Consider the following 18,192-nt stretch of genomic DNA (forward strand, 5'->3'; position numbering starts at 1 on the left):
ATTTTTTGTTTTAATATATTATTTCTTATTAATAGCTTCATTTAATACATATGTTTCTTCTTCTGATAGTTCATACCTTGAAATTCCTTTATCTACAGGTTTTGCATAGGTAGTACTATCTTGTCTAGAGTAAATTCCAGTTAATAAAATTCCATCATTATGTGAATCTAATATTGCTATTGAAAAACTTAAATCACTTCCGACATCAGGGAATGCCTTATATCTCATTATAGCTATTTTATTTACGCAACCCTTCATTTCCTCTTTTATTACTTCGCATTTGTTAAGAGCTTCTTGAGACTTCTCAATAGATGCATCTATTTCTTCTAATTTTGAATTTATAAGTTCTTCTAAATTTTTATTATTAGAACCTCTCATAATTCTTCTATACTTTTTTTCAAGTTTATTTATAGATCTTACTAATGAAATTACTATTATGAAAAGTAATAACATTATAATTAATAGTCCAATAACAATAAATGATGAATAGTCATTTATCATACTTATAATGTTCTCCAAATTAAATGCTCCTCTCTAGAATTCATAATAAAGTATAATTTTAATGTTTCACGTGAAACATCCAATTTAATTAACTTACAAATGTTTCACGTGAAACATCTATAAATTAATTATTTCTAGTATCCTTTGTAAATCTTCATTTGAATAATATTCTATTTCTATTTTTCCCTTGTTATTTTTATTACTTATGTTAACCTTAGTTCCAAAGTAATTCTGCAATCTCTCAGTTACATCTTTATAATATGGATTCATGTCTCTAGCTTTCTCTTTTTCTTTTTTCTCAGTATTTAAATTCTTTACTAATCTTTCTAACTCTCTGACTGAAAGTTTTTCATCTATTACCTTTTGTGCAACTTCACATTGAACTTTAGCATCTTCTATTGACAATAATACTCTTCCATGACCTTCTGATATAACTTCATCTATTAAATATTGTTTAACTGTTTCACAAAGATTAGTTAATCTTATAGTATTACTTATAGCAACTCTAGATTTACCTACTCTTTTACTAAGTTCTTCTTGAGTTAAGTTAAAATCACTTAATAGTTTTTTGTAAGCCATTGCCTCTTCTATAGGGTTTAAGTCTTGTCTTTGAATATTTTCTATTAATGATACTTCTAATACATCTTTTTCTGTTAAATCCATTACTATTGCAGGGACTTCCTTTAATCCTAGTAACTTTGCCGCTCTCCATCTTCTTTCTCCAGCAATTATCATGTAATAATTATCTTGTTTATTTAATATTATTGGTTGTATTATTCCATGTTCATTTATTGATTGCGATAATTCAGCTATCTTTTCATCATCAAAAGATTTCCTTGGTTGATCATTATTACTTTTAATTAAATTTATTGATATAACAGATGGCTTATTATTTTCCTTAGTTGTAACATCGTTAGGTATTAGTGCACCTAACCCCTTACCTAAAGCTGATTTTTTATTCATATTTAATCACCTACTTATTGCCTACTTAAAAATTCTTTTGTTAAAGACTTATAAGATTCTGCACCCTTACATTTTTCATCATATAGCATTATTGGCAACCCAAAGCTTGGTGCTTCTGCTAGCCTTATATTTCTTGATATTGCTGTTTCATAAACCTTATCATTAAAGAAATTCTTAACTTCATTAAAAACTTCATTACTTAAATTTGTTCTATAATCATACATAGTCATTACAACACCTTCAATTTCCAAATCCTTATTTAAAGATTTTCTCACTAATTGAACAGTATTAATAAGCTGACCTACTCCCTCAAGCGCATAAAATTCGCATTGAATTGGTATTAAAACTGATTCAACTGATGTTAATGCATTTATTGTCAAAACCCCTAACGATGGTGGACAATCTATAAAAATAAAATCATACTCATCTTCAATTTCTTTTATTTTATTAGTTAAAATTAATTCCCTATTTTCTTTTCCTATAATTTCTACCTCTGCTCCTGCTAATTCCATGGTTGATGGCGCTATAAACAGGTTTTGTACTAACTCACTTTTCAAAATCACTTCTCTTAATGAGGCATCTGAGGTTAATACATCATACATTGATAATTCTAAATTTCTTTTATCTAAGCCTAACCCACTTGTTGTATTTCCTTGGGGATCTATATCTATTGTTAGTACCTTATAACCCTCCATAGCTAGATATGCGCATAAATTTATATTTGTGGTAGTTTTCCCTACCCCACCCTTTTGATTGAATATGCAAACCTTCTTCATATAAAAGCTCTACTTTAGAGCTTCACCCCCCTTCTTATAATAATATTATATATAGTTTTCCTTAATATTAAAAGATTAACATAATAAAAAGTAATTAAATTAACTATTTTATTTTTCAAAAAAATAAGTATACTCTTAATAAATTTAAGAATATACTTATTTTCATTATTTCTTAGGTATAGATACCGTTATTTGTATAAATTCTTCCTCATCTTTAAATTTATACTCAGCTGGTATATTAAATTTATCAAATACTTGCTTAATAGTATTCACATATAGTTTCGCTGGAAAAACACTTTTTATTTTTTTCTTTTCTTTATTATTTAACTCTTCTCCAGCTAGTTTTAATAATTCCTTATTAACAGCTTCCTCAGTGGCCTTAACGTTAAGTGAATTTTTAACAACCTTTTCTATAACTATTAACTGCAAATCTTCGTTAGGTAAAGATAGTAACGCTCTAGCATGTCTTTCTGTTAGTTTGTTCTTTATACAAGACTCTCTAACTTCTGAACTAAGCTTTAGTAATCTGAGTTTATTAGCTATAGTTGATTGTTTTTTACCCATTCTCTTAGCCAATTCATCTTGAGTAAATTTATGATCATTTATAAGATTATAATAAGCCTCTGCTTCTTCAATAAAATTTAAATCCTCTCTTTGTAAATTCTCTAACAAAGCAATTTCTGCAGATTGTGTATCTGTAATCTCAATAATATTGCATGGTACACTTTCTAGCTCTGCCATTCTAGCAGCTCTCCATCTTCTTTCACCTGCTACTAACTCGAAATTTTCTCCTCTTCTTCTAACAGTAATAGGTTGTATTATTCCATGCTCTCTTATAGATTGAGATAACTCCTCTAATGCTTCTTCGTTAAAAAATCTTCTCGGCTGATAAGTATTTGGAAATATCTTATCTACGCTAATATTATTAATTTCTCTATTCATATGCACCCAACCATCCCCTATTATTATAAGTTACCATTTATTCAATTAAATTACTTTTATTCAATAAATTAAAAATTCTATTTTCTTCTCTAATTTCCTTCTTTTTATTCCTTAATATTATAAGACAAATTTATTTATTAAAACTTAATTATTTACAAATGAATTTATATACTTTTTTAAAAATTTATTAATCGACTTTTTTCATTAATATATATTGTAGAATATAATTTTATTTAATAGGTTTTTTGTTTACTGTTCCTGCTTTTCTAGGATATGCCTTAGGGCATTTACTTATCTTTTTAACTTCAACTATATTATGTTTTAAGTCAGACTCTTCAATATTAACTTCTATTATACCATTTAGTTCTCCACCTAAAACAGCTATAGCTTTTTGGGCCTCCTTAAGTTCTTCTTCTATAGCAGGTCCTTTTAAAGCAACAAAATGGCCATTTATTTTTACATAAGGCATACAAAGTTCTGACAATACTGCCATATTAGCTACAGCTCTTGATGTAGCTACATCAAAGTTCTCTCTTAATTCGGGTTTTCTTGATCCATCTTCTGCCCTAGAATGAATTGTAGTTACATTCTTTAACTCTAAATTGTTTATAACTGTATTTAAAAAGTTAATTCTTTTATTTAATGAATCTAATAATGTTACTTGTACATTAGGATTCATTATTGCTATAGGAAGCCCAGGAAACCCTGCTCCTGTTCCTACATCTATTATAGTCTTGGCATTTTTGATTGCTTCTGACTTAAAAGCTTTAATACAATCTATAAAATGTTTTTTAATTACTTCTTCATCCTGTGTTATTGCCGTAAGATTTATCTTTTCATTCCACTCTTGAAGTAATTTCATATAACTTATGAACTGATTATACTGATGTTCTGATAATTCTAATCCAACTTCTAAAGAAGCTTCTTTCATTAATTGAAAATATTCCATAATTTCCTCCAAAGAAATTTATTTCTTATATTGATGTTCTAAATAAATCAGTAAAACAGATATATCTGCTGGTGAAACACCTGATATTCTTGATGCTTGACCTATACTTACAGGTCTAATGTTAGATAATTTTTGTATTGCTTCAGTTCTTAAGCCCTTTACATCCTTATAATCTAATTCATCAGGAATTAATTTTTTTTCAAACTTCTTAAATTGTTTTACTTGATCTAATTGACTTTCTATATACCCTTCATACTTGGCAATTGTATTTATTTGTTCACCAATATCATCTTCGTATTCATATCTGTCTATATCCAGACTTACTAAGCTAAAGTAATCTAACTCAGGTCTCTTAATAAGCTCATAAAAACTAATAGGCTTTTTAAGCTCTGTTGATCCTAAAGAAACTAAAAACTCATTTACTTCTTTTTTGTTAGTTATTTGAAGCTCTTTCAATCTCTTTAATTCATTTTCTATATTGTTTTTTCTTGTTAAAAACTTTTGATATCTTTCTTCTGTTGCAAGTCCTACTTTATATCCGATTTCAGTTAATCTAAAGTCTGCATTGTCTTGTCTTAATAATAACCTATATTCGGCTCTTGAGGTCATCATTCTATAAGGCTCATTTGTTCCCTTAGTAACTAAATCGTCTATAAGTACACCCATATATCCATCTGATCTAGTTAATATCATTGATTCCTTATTTTTAATTTTTAATGCAGCATTTATGCCAGCAACTATTCCTTGAGCTGCTGCTTCCTCATACCCTGAGCTTCCATTTAATTGTCCTGCACCGTATAAACCCTCAAAGTTTTTAAATTCTAAAGTTGGCTTTAATTGAGTTGGATCAATTGAGTCATATTCTATTGCATATGCAGTCCTCATTATCTCTACATTCTCTAAACCTGGAACTGTTCTTAACATTTGTAATTGTACATCTTCTGGTAATGATGATGACATTCCTCCAATATACATTTCTTGAGTATCTTCACCTTCTGGTTCTATAAATAATTGATGTCTTTCTCTATCTGGAAACCTCATAACTTTATCTTCTATAGATGGACAATATCTAGGTCCTACCCCCTCTATTAATCCATTATACATTGGTGATCTAGATATATTTTCTTGTATTATCTTATGAGTTTCTTCACTAGTATAAGTTAACCAACAAGAAACTTGATCTCTTGAAATGTCTCCACTAATAAATGAAAATGGAACTATTTTTTCATCACCAGGTTGTTCTATCATTTTAGAAAAATCTACTGATCTTTTGTTTATCCTTGCTGGAGTACCAGTTTTAAATCTTCTTAATGATATTCCTAGATCTATTAATGATTGTGATAATTCATTCGCTGCTGCTAATCCATTTGGACCACTGTTATATGTAACATCACCTATGATTATTCTCGCTCTAAGGTAAGTTCCAGTTGTTAATATAACAGCCTTACATTGAAAATAGCCTCCGTTTTTAGTAAGTACACCTTTAACTTTTCCATCCTCAACATCTAATTCTATAACTTCTAGTTGTCTTAAACTAAGATTTTCTTGATTCTCTAAAGCATTCTTCATTCTATTTTGATACTTTTTCTTATCTGCCTGTGCTCTTAAAGAATGAACTGCTGGTCCTTTAGATGTATTAAGCATTCTTGATTGTATATAGGTATGATCTATATTTACTCCCATTTCTCCACCTAATGCATCTATTTCTCTTACTAAATGACCTTTAGCAGTACCTCCTATATTAGGATTACAAGGCATCATAGCTACTGAATCAAGATTAGTTGTACAAATTAATGTCTTTAATCCCATTCTAGCTGTTGCTAGTGCTGCTTCACAACCAGCATGACCAGCACCTACAACTACTACATCGTATTCTCCCGCATTATATTTCATATTTATTTCTCCTACTTTCCACAACAAAATTCTTTAAATATTTTATTAACTAAATCTTCTTCTAATTCTGAACCTGTAATCTCTCCTAAAGCTTTTAATGCTGCAGTAACATATATAGAAATTAAATCAAGGAATTCATTATTTTTAACTCTTATAAGAGCATCACTACAATTCTCCCTAGCTCTTATTAAAGCTTGCTTATGTCTTGAGTTAGATATTATTAAACTTTCGCTATCTATTTTACCATCAAAGAACATATTTTTAATCTCATTTTTTAATCCATCTATTCCAACATCTTCTTTGGCTGAAATTTTTATTATATTCTCAAAGTTATCTAATAAATTGTAATCTAAATTGCTTTCTAAATCCATTTTATTTAATAAAACTATAGATTTTTTATTTTGAATAGCCTCTATTATATCTTTGTCTTCTTTATCTAATTCTCTAGATGAATCTAATACTAATAAAATTAAATCAGCTTCATTTATTTTTTCTTTAGATCTCTCTACACCTATTTTTTCAACTACATCTTCCGTTTCTCTTATGCCTGCCGTATCTATTATTTTTACTGGTATTCCATCTAAATTTATATATTCTTCTATTACATCTCTAGTTGTACCAGCAATATCAGTAACAATTGCTCTCTTTTCCTTAAGAAGTACATTTAATAAAGATGATTTTCCTACATTTGGTTTACCTACTATTGCCAGGCTTAATCCATCCCTTATTATTTTACCTTCATCAGCACTCTTAAGAAGCTTATTCATATCTTCATAAGCCTTTTCAAGGCTATCCTTAACTCTTAAAGGAATACTTGGATCAACCTCTTCATCATCTTCAGTAAAATCTACTGCATATTCTATTAAAGCTAATACATTTAATAGATATTCTCTAAGCTTATTTATCTTTTCTGATAGCGACCCAGTACTTTGCATTAATGCTGACTTCATTGCTAATTCAGTTTTAGCTGTTATTAAGTCCATAACAGCTTCTGCTTGAGATAAATCTATTCTACCGTTCAAAAATGCTCTTTTAGTAAATTCACCTGGCTCTGCAAGCCTAGCACCAGCTTTTATTACCATTTCTAAAACTTTGTTTGTTGATGTTACTCCACCGTGACAATTTATTTCTACTGTATCCTCTGCTGTAAAGCTTTTAGGCCCCTTCATATAACTTATTATTACTTCATCTATTAAATCATTTGTATCTATATCAACTATGTGTCCATATCTCATAGTATAAGTTTTCATTTCACTTATATCTTTTCCACTTTTTGCTTTAAAAATTTTAGATACTATATTTAAAGCTTTATCTCCAGATACTCTTATAATTGCAATTCCACCCTCACCTATGGCTGTTGATATTGCACAAATTGTATCAAATTCTTTCATCTTCTATCCTCCTTAATGTATATTAGATAAAATTTCTTTTGTTCAATATACTTTGTATTTATATTATATCCCATTTTAACTAATATTCATTTTACAGAACTATTTAAATTAAGTCAAAAGAAATAAAGGTAAGAAAGCCTATTGGCCTTCCCACCTTTATTTCTTTATATCTACTACAATTCTTCTATGAGGTTCATCCCCCTGACTAAATGTATAGACATAGTCATTGTCCTGTAAAGCAGAATGTATTACTCTTCTTTCATAAGGGTTCATTGGTTCTAGTTTATAAGGTCTTCCAGTTTTTCTAACTTTATATGCAGTTTTTTCAGCCACTCTTATTAAGGTTTCTTCTCTTTTTTTTCTATAATTTTCAGTATCTAAAACTACCTTTTTATAAGGAATATCATGTTCTTTATTAACTACTAATGATGCTAGATATTGAAGAGAATCAAGTGTTTCTCCTCTATATCCAATTATTAATCCCATTTTAGGACCATTTAAGTTTATATAAAGTATATCATCAGTTTCTTTAATTCTTATTTCTGCTTGTATTCCCATGTTATCAAGAATACTTCTCAAAAATACTCTTACATCTTCCTTATAATCTCTTTTAACCTTAACTAATATCTTTGCTGGCTTTGTTCCTATGAGATTTAAAAATCCTTTAGAACCTTCCTCTATAACTTCATATTCGACCTTATCCTCTGTAACCTTTAACTCTTTTAGAGCATTTTTTAAAGCTTCACTTACACTTTTACCCGTCATTTCTAATGTTTTCATACCCTATTCACCACCTAGTAAATACTCAATAATAACATATTTTAATTTTTCTTCTTAGTCTTTGGTGTTGCTTTTTTTGCATTTTGAATAGTTTTTAACTTTTCATCTTCTTCTTTTGCTTCTTTTTTCTTTTTAGCTGGTAAGTAATTTATAAAATAAGTTTGTGCTAATTGTATAACTCCACCTATTACCCAATAAATAACTAATATTGATTGGAAGTTAATTGCCATTATCCCCATCATACCAGCCATCATAATATTCATACTTCCCATATTCATTGGACTATCTTCATTTTTAGGCATTGACTTAGTTAAAAGTAAACTTGGTAAATAAGTACTTAAGAAAGCCAATACAGGTAATATGAAATATGGATCCTTTACAAATACATCTGGAATCCATAAAAATGATGGATCAACTACAAGGCTCTTGTCTATATTATAAAATACATAGTATAAAGCAAATAAAACTGGTAAAGGTAGTAATGTAGGAAGACATCCTCCAAACATACTTACATTATTTTCTTTCATAACCCTTGATGATTCCATTTGCATCTTTTGAGGATCATTTGCATATTTTTTACGTATTGCATTTAATTCAGGTTGAATCTCTTGCATTCTAGCATTTGATCTACTAGATTTTATATTTAATGGTAATATTAACAGTCTTATTATTATAGTAAATATTGCAATTGTTAATATATATGAAACACCACTTGGTTCCATATTAAATACTGTAAGAATAACATTATGAAGATTATTAAATATAACCGTCAAAAAGTCTGTTATTGGCGATAAAAATTTCATCATATTTTATGCGTAACCTCCTTATTTTACAGGATCATATCCACCTTTAGAAAATGGATGACACCTTAAAATTCTCTTTATAGCTAAAAAACCACCCTTTATTGCTCCATATTTATTAATAGCATCTATTGCATATTGTGAACATGTTGGAACATAAATACATGTTGGTGGTCTCATTGGTGAAATATATTTTCTATATAAATGTATAGATTTTATCATTAATTTCTTCATTACTTATATAAGCCTGCCTTTAAAAAAAGTTTTTTCATTGCGTCTTCAACTTCAACGAAACTTTTCTCCTTTATAGCACTTCTTGCTACAAACACAAAGTCATAACCTGTTTTAATGTCTTTTTCATTAAGTCTATAACTTTCGGTTATCAATCGTTTACTTCTACTTCTAACTACACTATTCCCAACTTTTTTACTAACAGAAATTCCTACCTTATTATAAGTAAGCCTGTCTTCTGATTTGTTTTTCTTATTATTATAAATGTATAAAACCAAAAGATTATTAGCTAAAGACTTTCCCCTTCTATATACTAATTTAAATTCATTATTTTTTCTTAATCTGTACACCATTGGAAACTCTCTACTCCTTTTTTTCCTGCATTGCAGAAAAAAGGCCACTATTTGCGGCCCTTATGCTGTTAATCTTTTTCTACCTTTTTGTCTTCTTTTCTTAAGAATAGTTCTTCCTGATGAAGTCTTCATTCTTTTTCTGAATCCATGTTCTTTTTTTCTTTGTCTCTTTTTTGGTTGGTATGTCATGAACATTTCACTACACCCCCTTTAAATTGTAATTTCTATAGTAAAAACTATAATCTCTATTTTAAATTTACCTTATTATTATATATACATCAGCATTTTATGTCAATACACTATAATTTTCAAATTATGTTGATAAATATAAAAATATTGCCACATTTTTTTGTGGATAACTTCTTGAATACTCTATTTGACTTGTGTTATTATTAATATTGAATGTGAATAACTTTATTTAGAAAACAACTTATCCACACTTGTGGATTAAATTGTGTATAACTTGTTTGCATTTTCTTTATTATTTTTATAATTATATATATTTTTAGCTAAAATATTGCTTTTATACCATGTTAATAATGTTAAAAAAGGTCCATACTTATACTGTGGATAATTTTTATATATCTTTAGCATCAACATAATTATTAACATGTGAATAATTTTATTCTTATTTATTAACACGAAATTTCATCTGTTAATAAGTGTGTTGATATATTGTTATTAACTATTTAATAATTAAATATAAAATTTATTTTATGGAGGATATAAGATGGATAATGATCTAAAATCATTATGGGAAAAAACATTAAATATAATAAAAGGTGAAATGAGCGAAGTTAGTTTTAATACATGGATTAAAAGCTGCGAGCCTATTTCTATATCTTCCAATACAATAAAAATCAGTGTTCCAAATTCCTTTACTCAAGATATACTGGAAAAACGTTATAAGGATTTGGTTGTAAATTCTATAGAGGCAGCTTGCGCCAAAGTATATAAAGTAGAATTTATTGTAGCATCTGATGTTCAGGAAGCTGAAGAAAGGGAAGAAAAAAAATCAAATTTTGATGATAAAGTATCTATTACCGTAAATGATGAAATGTCTAGTACATTAAATCCTAAATATACTTTTGATTCATTTGTTATCGGTAATAGTAATAGGTTTGCTCATGCAGCATCATTAGCAGTTGCTGAATCTCCAGCCAAGGCATATAATCCTTTATTCATTTATGGAGGAGTTGGACTTGGAAAAACTCACTTAATGCATGCTATTGGACATTATGTGCTGCAAAATAATTCTAGTGCCAAGGTTGTATATGTGTCTTCTGAAAAGTTTACAAATGAGCTTATAAATGCAATAAAAGATGATAAAAATGAAGAATTTAGAAATAAATATAGAAATGTTGACATTCTTCTTATAGACGATATTCAGTTTATAGCTGGAAAGGAAAGAACTCAAGAAGAATTTTTCCATACATTTAATGAATTACATGATGCAAATAAGCAAATAATTTTATCATCAGATAGACCTCCAAAGGAAATTCCTACTTTAGAGGATAGATTACGCTCTAGATTTGAATGGGGCTTAATTGCTGATATTCAAGCTCCAGATTTTGAAACAAGAATGGCAATATTAAAAAAGAAGGCTGATGTAGAAAAATTAAATGTTGCAAATGAGGTTATGGTTTATATTGCAACAAAAATTAAATCTAATATTAGAGAACTTGAAGGTGCTTTAATTAGAATAGTAGCTTATTCATCATTGACGAATAGGCCAATAACTGTCGAATTAGCTAGCGAAGCTCTTAAGGATATAATATCAAATAAACAAAATAAAAATGTAACTATAGATGTTATTCAAGATGTTGTTGCTGGATATTTTAATCTTAGGATAGAAGACTTAAAATCTCAAAGAAGAACTAGAAATGTAGCATATCCTAGGCAAATTGCAATGTATTTAAGTAGAAAGTTAACTGATATGTCTCTGCCCAAAATCGGAGAAGAGTTCGGGGGTAGAGACCATACTACTGTAATACATGCCTATGAAAAAATATCTGATAATTTAAACACAGATGAAAGTCTACAACACACAGTAAATGATATAACAAAAAAACTAACTCAAAATTAACTAACAACTGTACATAAATATATTGAATTATTTGTGGATAACTATGTAAGACAATATCACTTGTTAATAATGTGGATAAGACATGTAATTTTTGCTTCACTTATCCACAATATTTTTTTATAAACAATTTAGTGATTTCAACGGCTAAAGCCACTTATCAACATATTAACAGCCCCTACTACTACTATTATTATTTTTTATCTATATATTTATATATATTATCTATATTTAAAAAATCAAAATGTTTATAACTTAAGGAGGTTTTTATATGATATTTATTTGTGAAAAACAAAAAATACAAGAAGGTATATCAATTGCTAACAAAGCTATAACAGGAAAAACGACAATGCCTATATTAGAAGGTATCTACATAAATGCTAAAAAAGATGGATTAACTTTAATAGGATCTGATATGGATGTATCTATAGAAACAAAAGTAGAAGCAAATGTTTTAGAAGAAGGTATGATTGTTATAGATGCAAAAATCTTTGGAGAAATTATAAGAAAATTACCTAATTCAGATATAAAAATAGAAACTTTAGAAAATGACATAATACAAATTACATGTGAAAAATCAATATTTAACTTAGTATATATGAGTGGTGAAGATTATCCAGCTTTACCAAATATAAATGAAAACTTATCAGTTGAAGTTCCTCAAAATATACTTAAAAATATGATAAAGGGAACATCATTTGCTGTAGCTCAAGATGAAACAAGGCCGATACTTCAAGGAATTTTATTTGAGGTTAATAATAAAGTATTAAATTTAGTAGCTCTAGATGGTTATAGATTAGCTGTAAGAAGTGAATTTTTAGGCAATGATAATAATATAGAAGTTGTAATACCAGGAAAAACATTAAATGAAGTTTCAAAAATATTAGAAGATGTATCAGATATAGTTAAAATAACTTTCACAAATAACCATATATTATTTAATTTAAATAATACTAAAGTTATTTCTAGATTATTAGACGGTAAATTTGTTAATTATTCTTCGTTACTACCCCAAGAATATAAAATTTTAGTGGATGTTAATAAACAACAACTACAGAATTGTATAGAAAGAGCATCTTTAATGGCTAAGGATGGTAATAGTAATTTAATAAAATTAGATGTTCAAGAAGATACTATGATAATAACGTCTAATTCTCAATTGGGAAAAGTAAGAGAGGAATTAAATATAAATCTGCAAGGAGATCAAATACAAATTGCATTTAACTCTAGATATTTATTAGATGTATTAAAAAATATTGATGATGATGAAGTTAAAATGGAAATGACATCAAGTGTTAGCCCATGTGTTATAAAGTGTAAAAATACAGATAACTCAAAATATCTTGTTTTACCAGTAAGGTTAATAAGATAAGAAAGGAGATTCGTGCATAAATTGTGAATTAATATGCATGAAATTGGAAATGATTGATATAGAAATAAATACAGAATTTATTAAATTAGATTCTTTTTTAAAATGGTGTGGAGCAGCCTCATTAGGTTCTGAAGCTAAAATGTATATTTTAGATGAAATGGTTAAAGTAAATGGTGAGATTTGCGTTCAGAGAGGAAAAAAAATCAGACAAGGGGATATAGTAGAATTTAACGGTGAAAAATACAGAGTTATTTAAAGAGTAACTATATTCTATTTGTATTAACCTTATAATTACTTTTATTCCTCTAATATGTTATAATTAAAATAGGTGTTAAAAATGTATATTAAAAGACTTCAAATGTTAAATTATAGAAACTATAAATCTTTAAATATAACACTTGGTAAAAATGTAAATGTATTTATGGGGGATAATGCTCAAGGTAAGACTAATATTCTTGAAGCAATTTATTATTGTGCGTTTGCAAAATCTCATAGGACATCAAAAGATAAGGATTTAATAAATTGGAATTCGGATAGCGCATATGTAAGTTTATTAGTAGGCAAGGATAGACTCGATAAAAATATTGATATAAATATACTAAAGGATGGGAAAAAGGCAATACGGATTAATAAAGTTAAGGTTTCTAAAATAGGTGAGCTGTTTGGGAACTTTAACGTTGTTATGTTTTCGCCTGAAGATTTAAAGATTATAAAAGATTCTCCAGGAGTAAGGAGAAAATTTATTGATATGGAGTTATGTCAGTTAAATTCTAAGTATTACTATAACCTAGTTCAATATAATAAAGTTCTGAATGAAAGAAATGTTATTTTAAGAAATAAGAATTTAGATAAAGAAATTTTAGATGTATATGATATACAATTAGCAAATTATGGATATCATATAATAATAGATAGACTTAAATATATTAACAAATTAAATTTTTATGGAAAAGATATACATAGAGACATATCTTCAGGAAAAGAAAATATAGAATTTAAATATATAAGTACAATAAAGGATTTAGAAAATATAGAATCTAACTTTTATGATATCTTAAAAAAGAACAGAAAAAAGGATATTGAAAAAGGAACAACCAGTGTAGGGCCACATAGAGATGACTTTGTTATTCTTATAAATAACATAGATACGAAGAGTTTTGGATCACAAGGACAGCAGAGAAGCTCTGTTCTTACAATAAAATTTTCATCTTTAAAAATAATAAAGGAAATGACATCAGAATATCCAGTATTGTTATTAGATGATGTTTTATCTGAGTTAGATTTTAATAGAAAGAGATATATTCTTAGTACTATTGGAGAAATTCAAACTGTAATAACGTGTACTGGGATAGAAGATTTGACTAATTATTTAGATAGTAGCTCCAGAGTCTTTAAAGTTAAAGATGGAGAAATCCTAAATTAAGGGAGGAATTCTTATGTTTTTACATTTAGGAGAAAATGTAGTTGTTCCAATTAAAGATGTAATTGGAATTTTTGATTTGAAAACTACGATGTACAGCTCAGATACTAGTGCTTTTCTAAGAATGGCAGAAGAAGATGGGTTTGTAGAGAGGATTTCTAAAGAAAAACCAAAATCATTTGTTATAGCTGAAGTTAATAAAAAGAGTAAAATTTATTTATCTCCAATTTCATCTTCAACTTTAACAAAAAGAACTAATATAGATTATAATCCATAGTTCCAATATTAAATCTTCATGTGATTATAATAAAATTTCATTTTAGGAGGAGATTAGGTTGGAAAATAACAAGCAAAGTTATGATGAAAGTCAAATTCAGGTTTTAGAAGGCTTAGAAGCTGTTAGAAAAAGACCAGGAATGTACATAGGAAGTACTAGTTCAAGAGGTCTTCATCATCTTGTGTATGAAATAGTTGATAATAGTATAGACGAGGCTTTAGCTGGATTTTGTACAGAAATAAGTGTAACTATTAATGAGGATAATTCTATAACTGTAATAGATAATGGTAGGGGAATGCCTACTGGAATACATCCTAAGATAGGTAAGTCAACTGTAGAGGTTATAATGACAGTTCTTCATGCTGGAGGAAAATTCGGCGGTGGAGGATATAAGGTATCTGGTGGATTACATGGAGTTGGTGCCTCAGTAGTTAACGCTTTGTCAGAGTGGTGTGAAGTAACTGTAAATAGAGAAGGTAGCATATGGCAACAAAAATATTCAAGAGGAGCTGTTGTAACTGATTTATGTGAAATAGGAGAATCAGAAAATCATGGTACAAAGGTTTCATTTAAGCCTGATACTGAAATATTTGAGGAAACAGAATATGATTTCGATATACTATCTCATAGATTAAGAGAATTAGCTTTCTTAAATAAAGGAATTAAAATAGTACTAACTGATAAAAGAGAAGATGATAACAAAGAAGAGATATACCACTATGAGGGTGGTATAAAGGAGTTTATATCATATCTAAATAGAAATAAAGAAGTTTTACATGCAGAGCCAATATATGTTGAGGGAGAAAGAGATGGAATAATAGCAGAAATATCACTTCAATATAACGATGGCTATAATGAGAATATATATTCATTTGCTAATAATATAGATACCATAGAGGGTGGAACTCATTTAGCGGGATTTAAAACAGCTTTAACAAGAGTTATAAATGATTACGCTAAAAAGTTTAATCATTTAAAAGATAATGATAAGAATTTATCAGGAGATGATATTAGAGAAGGTTTAACAGCAGTTGTTTCTATTAAGATATCTGAACCGCAATTTGAGGGCCAAACAAAAACAAAACTTGGTAACTCAGAGGTTAGAGGAATAGTTGATTCAATAGTTGGAGAAGGAGTATCAATATTCCTAGAGGAAAATCCTAACGTTGGAAAAATAATAATTGAGAAAGCATTAATGGCAGCAAGAGCCAGAGATGCGGCCAGAAAAGCAAGAGAATTAACAAGAAAATCAGTATTAGAACGTTCATCATTACCTGGGAAATTAGCTGATTGTTCATCTAAGGATCCATTAGAATGTGAAATTTATATAGTTGAGGGAGATTCAGCAGGTGGATCAGCAAAACAAGGAAGAAATAGAAGATTCCAAGCTATATTACCGTTAAGAGGTAAAATATTAAATGTTGAAAAACAAAGATTAGATAGAATACTAACAGCTGATTCAATAAAGTCTATGGTTACAGCATTTGGTGCCGGAATAGGAGAAGACTTTGATGAAGATAAATTAAGATATAGTAGAATAATAATAATGACTGATGCCGATGTAGATGGAGCGCATATTAGAACTCTATTATTAACATTTTTCTTTAGATATATGAGAGGCTTACTAGATGGAGGCCATGTATATATAGCGCAACCACCACTTTATCAAGTAAAGAAAAATAAAAAAGAATACTATGCTTATTCCGATTCAGAGCTTGAAAGATTATTAAATGAAGTTGGTGGAAAAGATAATTCAACAGCTATACAAAGATATAAAGGTCTTGGAGAAATGAATGCAACACAATTATGGGATACAACTATGGATCCAGATAAAAGAGTACTTTTAAAGGCTACTATAGAAGATGCTATAGCAGCAGACGAAATATTTACTATATTAATGGGCGATAAAGTTGAACCAAGAAGAGAATTTATTCAAAAGAATGCTAAGAAAGTAAGCAATTTAGATATTTAGTACTAAAACGAGGTGAGGTACATGAGTTTAAACGAGGGAAAAGTTATATCTATTGATATAAACAAAGAAATGAAGAGATGCTACATCGACTATGCAATGAGTGTTATAGTTGGTCGTGCACTTCCAGATGTTAGAGATGGACTAAAGCCAGTACATAGAAGAATATTATTTTCTATGCATGAGCTAGGTTTAGCTCCAGAAAAAGGATATAGAAAATGCGCAAGAATTGTTGGGGAAGTTTTAGGTAAGTACCATCCACATGGTGATACATCTGTTTATGATGCACTTGTAAGAATGGCTCAAGATTTCTCAATGAGATACATGCTGGTAGATGGTCATGGGAACTTTGGTTCAGTAGATGGAGATAGCGCTGCTGCTATGAGATATACTGAGGCAAAAATGAATAAAATTGCTGCCGAAATGTTAAGAGATATAACTAAAAACACGGTAGATTTTATTCCTAACTTTGATGGTGAAGAAAAGGAACCAGTTGTATTACCATCAAGATATCCAAACCTTTTAGTAAATGGATCATCAGGTATAGCTGTAGGTATGGCAACAAATATTCCTCCTCATAATTTAGGCGAGGTTATAGATGGAACAATAATGCTTATAGATAACCCTGAAACAACTATTTTAGAATTAATGACTGTAATTAAGGGACCGGATTTTCCAACTGGTGCTACTATAATGGGTAAAGCTGGTATTAGAGCAGCGTATGAAACTGGAAAAGGAAGAATTATAGTTAGAGCTAAAGCTGAGATAGAAGAAGAGAACAATAGACATAGGATAATAGTGACAGAGATACCATATCAAGTTAATAAGGCTAAGCTTATAGAAAATATAGCAGATTTAGTAAAGGATAAGAGAATAGTTGGAATATCTGATCTAAGAGATGAATCTGATAGAGAAGGTATGAGAATTGTAATAGAGCTTAAGAAAGATGCAAATCCTAATGTAGTTCTAAATATGTTATATAAACATACTAAAATGCAAGATACTTTTGGTGTTATAATGTTAGCTCTAGTTAATAATGAACCACAAGTATTAAATATAAAACAAGTATTAAATTATTATATAGAATTCCAAAAGGAAGTTGTAACTAAAAGAACAGTTTTTGAATTAAATAAAGCTGAAGCAAGAGCTCATATACTTGAAGGATTAAGAATTGCACTTGATAATATTGATGAAGTAATAAACATAATAAGATCATCGAAAACTGGTGAAATTGCTAAAAACACATTAATAGATAGATTTGGATTAAGTGATAAGCAAGCACAAGCAATCTTAGAAATGAGATTAAGAAGATTAACTGGATTAGAAAGAGAAAAAATAGAAGAAGAGTACTCTGAACTAATGAAGTTAATAGAATATCTAAATTCAATACTAGCAAGCGAAGAAAAATTATTATCTGTAATCAAAGAAGAATTAACAGAAATAAAAAATAAATATAACGATGAAAGAAGGACTTCTATAGAAAAAGTAATGA

The 18,192-nt window shown here is 28.6% G+C and carries 19 protein-coding genes (1 of these 19 cut by a window edge); 7 read left to right on the forward strand and 12 right to left on the reverse strand.

Going from position 1 to position 18,192, the window contains the following annotated elements; genetic code table 11:
* Positions 1–18 precede the first annotated feature (18 nt).
* The 12 genes from ACH36K_RS01780 to rpmH all read right to left on the reverse strand — a co-directional run bounded on the left by ACH36K_RS01780 (position 19) and on the right by rpmH (position 9,774).
* On the reverse strand, positions 19–519 hold the full coding sequence (locus tag ACH36K_RS01780; protein ID WP_411169311.1) for a DUF4446 family protein: 501 nt from the start codon (positions 517–519) through the stop codon (positions 19–21).
* A gap of 99 nt (positions 520–618) precedes the next feature.
* Positions 619–1,464, reverse strand: a complete 846-nt coding sequence (locus ACH36K_RS01785; RefSeq protein WP_411169312.1) for a ParB/RepB/Spo0J family partition protein — start codon at positions 1,462–1,464, stop codon at positions 619–621.
* A gap of 14 nt (positions 1,465–1,478) precedes the next feature.
* Complete coding sequence (locus ACH36K_RS01790) at positions 1,479–2,240, reverse strand: ParA family protein (RefSeq protein ID WP_411169313.1); 762 nt, start codon at positions 2,238–2,240, stop codon at positions 1,479–1,481.
* Between the two features lie 165 nt (positions 2,241–2,405).
* Positions 2,406–3,182 (reverse strand): nucleoid occlusion protein, encoded by a 777-nt coding sequence (gene noc / locus ACH36K_RS01795; protein WP_411169314.1) that lies wholly within the window; start codon positions 3,180–3,182, stop codon positions 2,406–2,408.
* A 229-nt stretch (positions 3,183–3,411) separates the two neighbouring features.
* Positions 3,412–4,131, reverse strand: a complete 720-nt coding sequence (rsmG, locus tag ACH36K_RS01800) for a 16S rRNA (guanine(527)-N(7))-methyltransferase RsmG (protein ID WP_411169315.1) — start codon at positions 4,129–4,131, stop codon at positions 3,412–3,414.
* Between the two features lie 18 nt (positions 4,132–4,149).
* Positions 4,150–6,024: a tRNA uridine-5-carboxymethylaminomethyl(34) synthesis enzyme MnmG gene (gene mnmG / locus ACH36K_RS01805; protein ID WP_411169316.1), complete on the reverse strand. Its 1,875-nt coding sequence runs from the start codon at positions 6,022–6,024 to the stop codon at positions 4,150–4,152.
* Between the two features lie 11 nt (positions 6,025–6,035).
* On the reverse strand, positions 6,036–7,415 hold the full coding sequence (gene mnmE / locus ACH36K_RS01810; RefSeq protein ID WP_411169317.1) for a tRNA uridine-5-carboxymethylaminomethyl(34) synthesis GTPase MnmE: 1,380 nt from the start codon (positions 7,413–7,415) through the stop codon (positions 6,036–6,038).
* Between the two features lie 156 nt (positions 7,416–7,571).
* Entirely contained in the window at positions 7,572–8,195 is a 624-nt protein-coding gene (jag, locus tag ACH36K_RS01815; RefSeq protein ID WP_411169318.1) for an RNA-binding cell elongation regulator Jag/EloR, read from the reverse strand.
* A gap of 41 nt (positions 8,196–8,236) precedes the next feature.
* Entirely contained in the window at positions 8,237–9,001 is a 765-nt protein-coding gene (yidC, locus tag ACH36K_RS01820; protein ID WP_322412541.1) for a membrane protein insertase YidC, read from the reverse strand.
* Positions 9,002–9,019: 18 nt separating this feature from the next.
* Positions 9,020–9,229 (reverse strand): membrane protein insertion efficiency factor YidD, encoded by a 210-nt coding sequence (gene yidD, locus ACH36K_RS01825; protein WP_322379464.1) that lies wholly within the window; start codon positions 9,227–9,229, stop codon positions 9,020–9,022.
* The gene (gene rnpA, locus ACH36K_RS01830) at positions 9,229–9,579 is read right to left on the reverse strand and encodes a ribonuclease P protein component (RefSeq protein WP_411169319.1); all 351 of its coding nucleotides are present in this window, start codon (positions 9,577–9,579) and stop codon (positions 9,229–9,231) included. Before rnpA ends, yidD begins: the two co-directional genes overlap by 1 nt.
* A gap of 60 nt (positions 9,580–9,639) precedes the next feature.
* Complete coding sequence (rpmH, locus tag ACH36K_RS01835; RefSeq protein ID WP_411169320.1) at positions 9,640–9,774, reverse strand: 50S ribosomal protein L34; 135 nt, start codon at positions 9,772–9,774, stop codon at positions 9,640–9,642.
* A 535-nt stretch (positions 9,775–10,309) separates the two neighbouring features.
* On the opposite strand from rpmH, the gene dnaA reads away from it, so the two are divergent.
* The 7 genes from dnaA to gyrA all read left to right on the forward strand — a co-directional run.
* Positions 10,310–11,665 carry a chromosomal replication initiator protein DnaA gene (gene dnaA, locus ACH36K_RS01840; RefSeq protein ID WP_411169321.1) on the forward strand — a complete coding sequence of 452 codons (1,356 nt, stop codon included), beginning with the start codon at positions 10,310–10,312 and terminating at the stop codon, positions 11,663–11,665.
* 268 nt (positions 11,666–11,933) lie between these two features.
* Entirely contained in the window at positions 11,934–13,034 is a 1,101-nt protein-coding gene (gene dnaN, locus ACH36K_RS01845; RefSeq protein WP_411169322.1) for a DNA polymerase III subunit beta, read from the forward strand.
* A gap of 49 nt (positions 13,035–13,083) precedes the next feature.
* A complete protein-coding gene (yaaA, locus tag ACH36K_RS01850; RefSeq protein ID WP_322545445.1) occupies positions 13,084–13,290 on the forward strand; it encodes a S4 domain-containing protein YaaA in 207 nt (68 codons plus the stop codon).
* Between the two features lie 81 nt (positions 13,291–13,371).
* A complete protein-coding gene (gene recF / locus ACH36K_RS01855; RefSeq protein ID WP_411169323.1) occupies positions 13,372–14,457 on the forward strand; it encodes a DNA replication/repair protein RecF in 1,086 nt (361 codons plus the stop codon).
* Between the two features lie 13 nt (positions 14,458–14,470).
* On the forward strand, positions 14,471–14,731 hold the full coding sequence (gene remB, locus ACH36K_RS01860; protein WP_411169324.1) for an extracellular matrix regulator RemB: 261 nt from the start codon (positions 14,471–14,473) through the stop codon (positions 14,729–14,731).
* A gap of 58 nt (positions 14,732–14,789) precedes the next feature.
* Positions 14,790–16,703, forward strand: coding sequence for a DNA topoisomerase (ATP-hydrolyzing) subunit B (gene gyrB / locus ACH36K_RS01865; protein WP_411169325.1), 1,914 nt, complete (start codon positions 14,790–14,792; stop codon positions 16,701–16,703).
* A 21-nt stretch (positions 16,704–16,724) separates the two neighbouring features.
* Positions 16,725–18,192, forward strand: partial view of a DNA gyrase subunit A gene (gene gyrA / locus ACH36K_RS01870; protein ID WP_411169326.1) — the 5' portion only. It continues 1,085 nt past the right edge of the window; 1,468 of the gene's 2,553 nt are visible here — the first part of the coding sequence; it begins with the start codon at positions 16,725–16,727; the stop codon falls past the right edge of the window.

This window comes from Clostridium sp. MB05 (genome assembly GCF_046581255.1).
In the GTDB taxonomy this organism is placed as follows: Bacteria; Bacillota; Clostridia; order Clostridiales; family Clostridiaceae; genus Clostridium.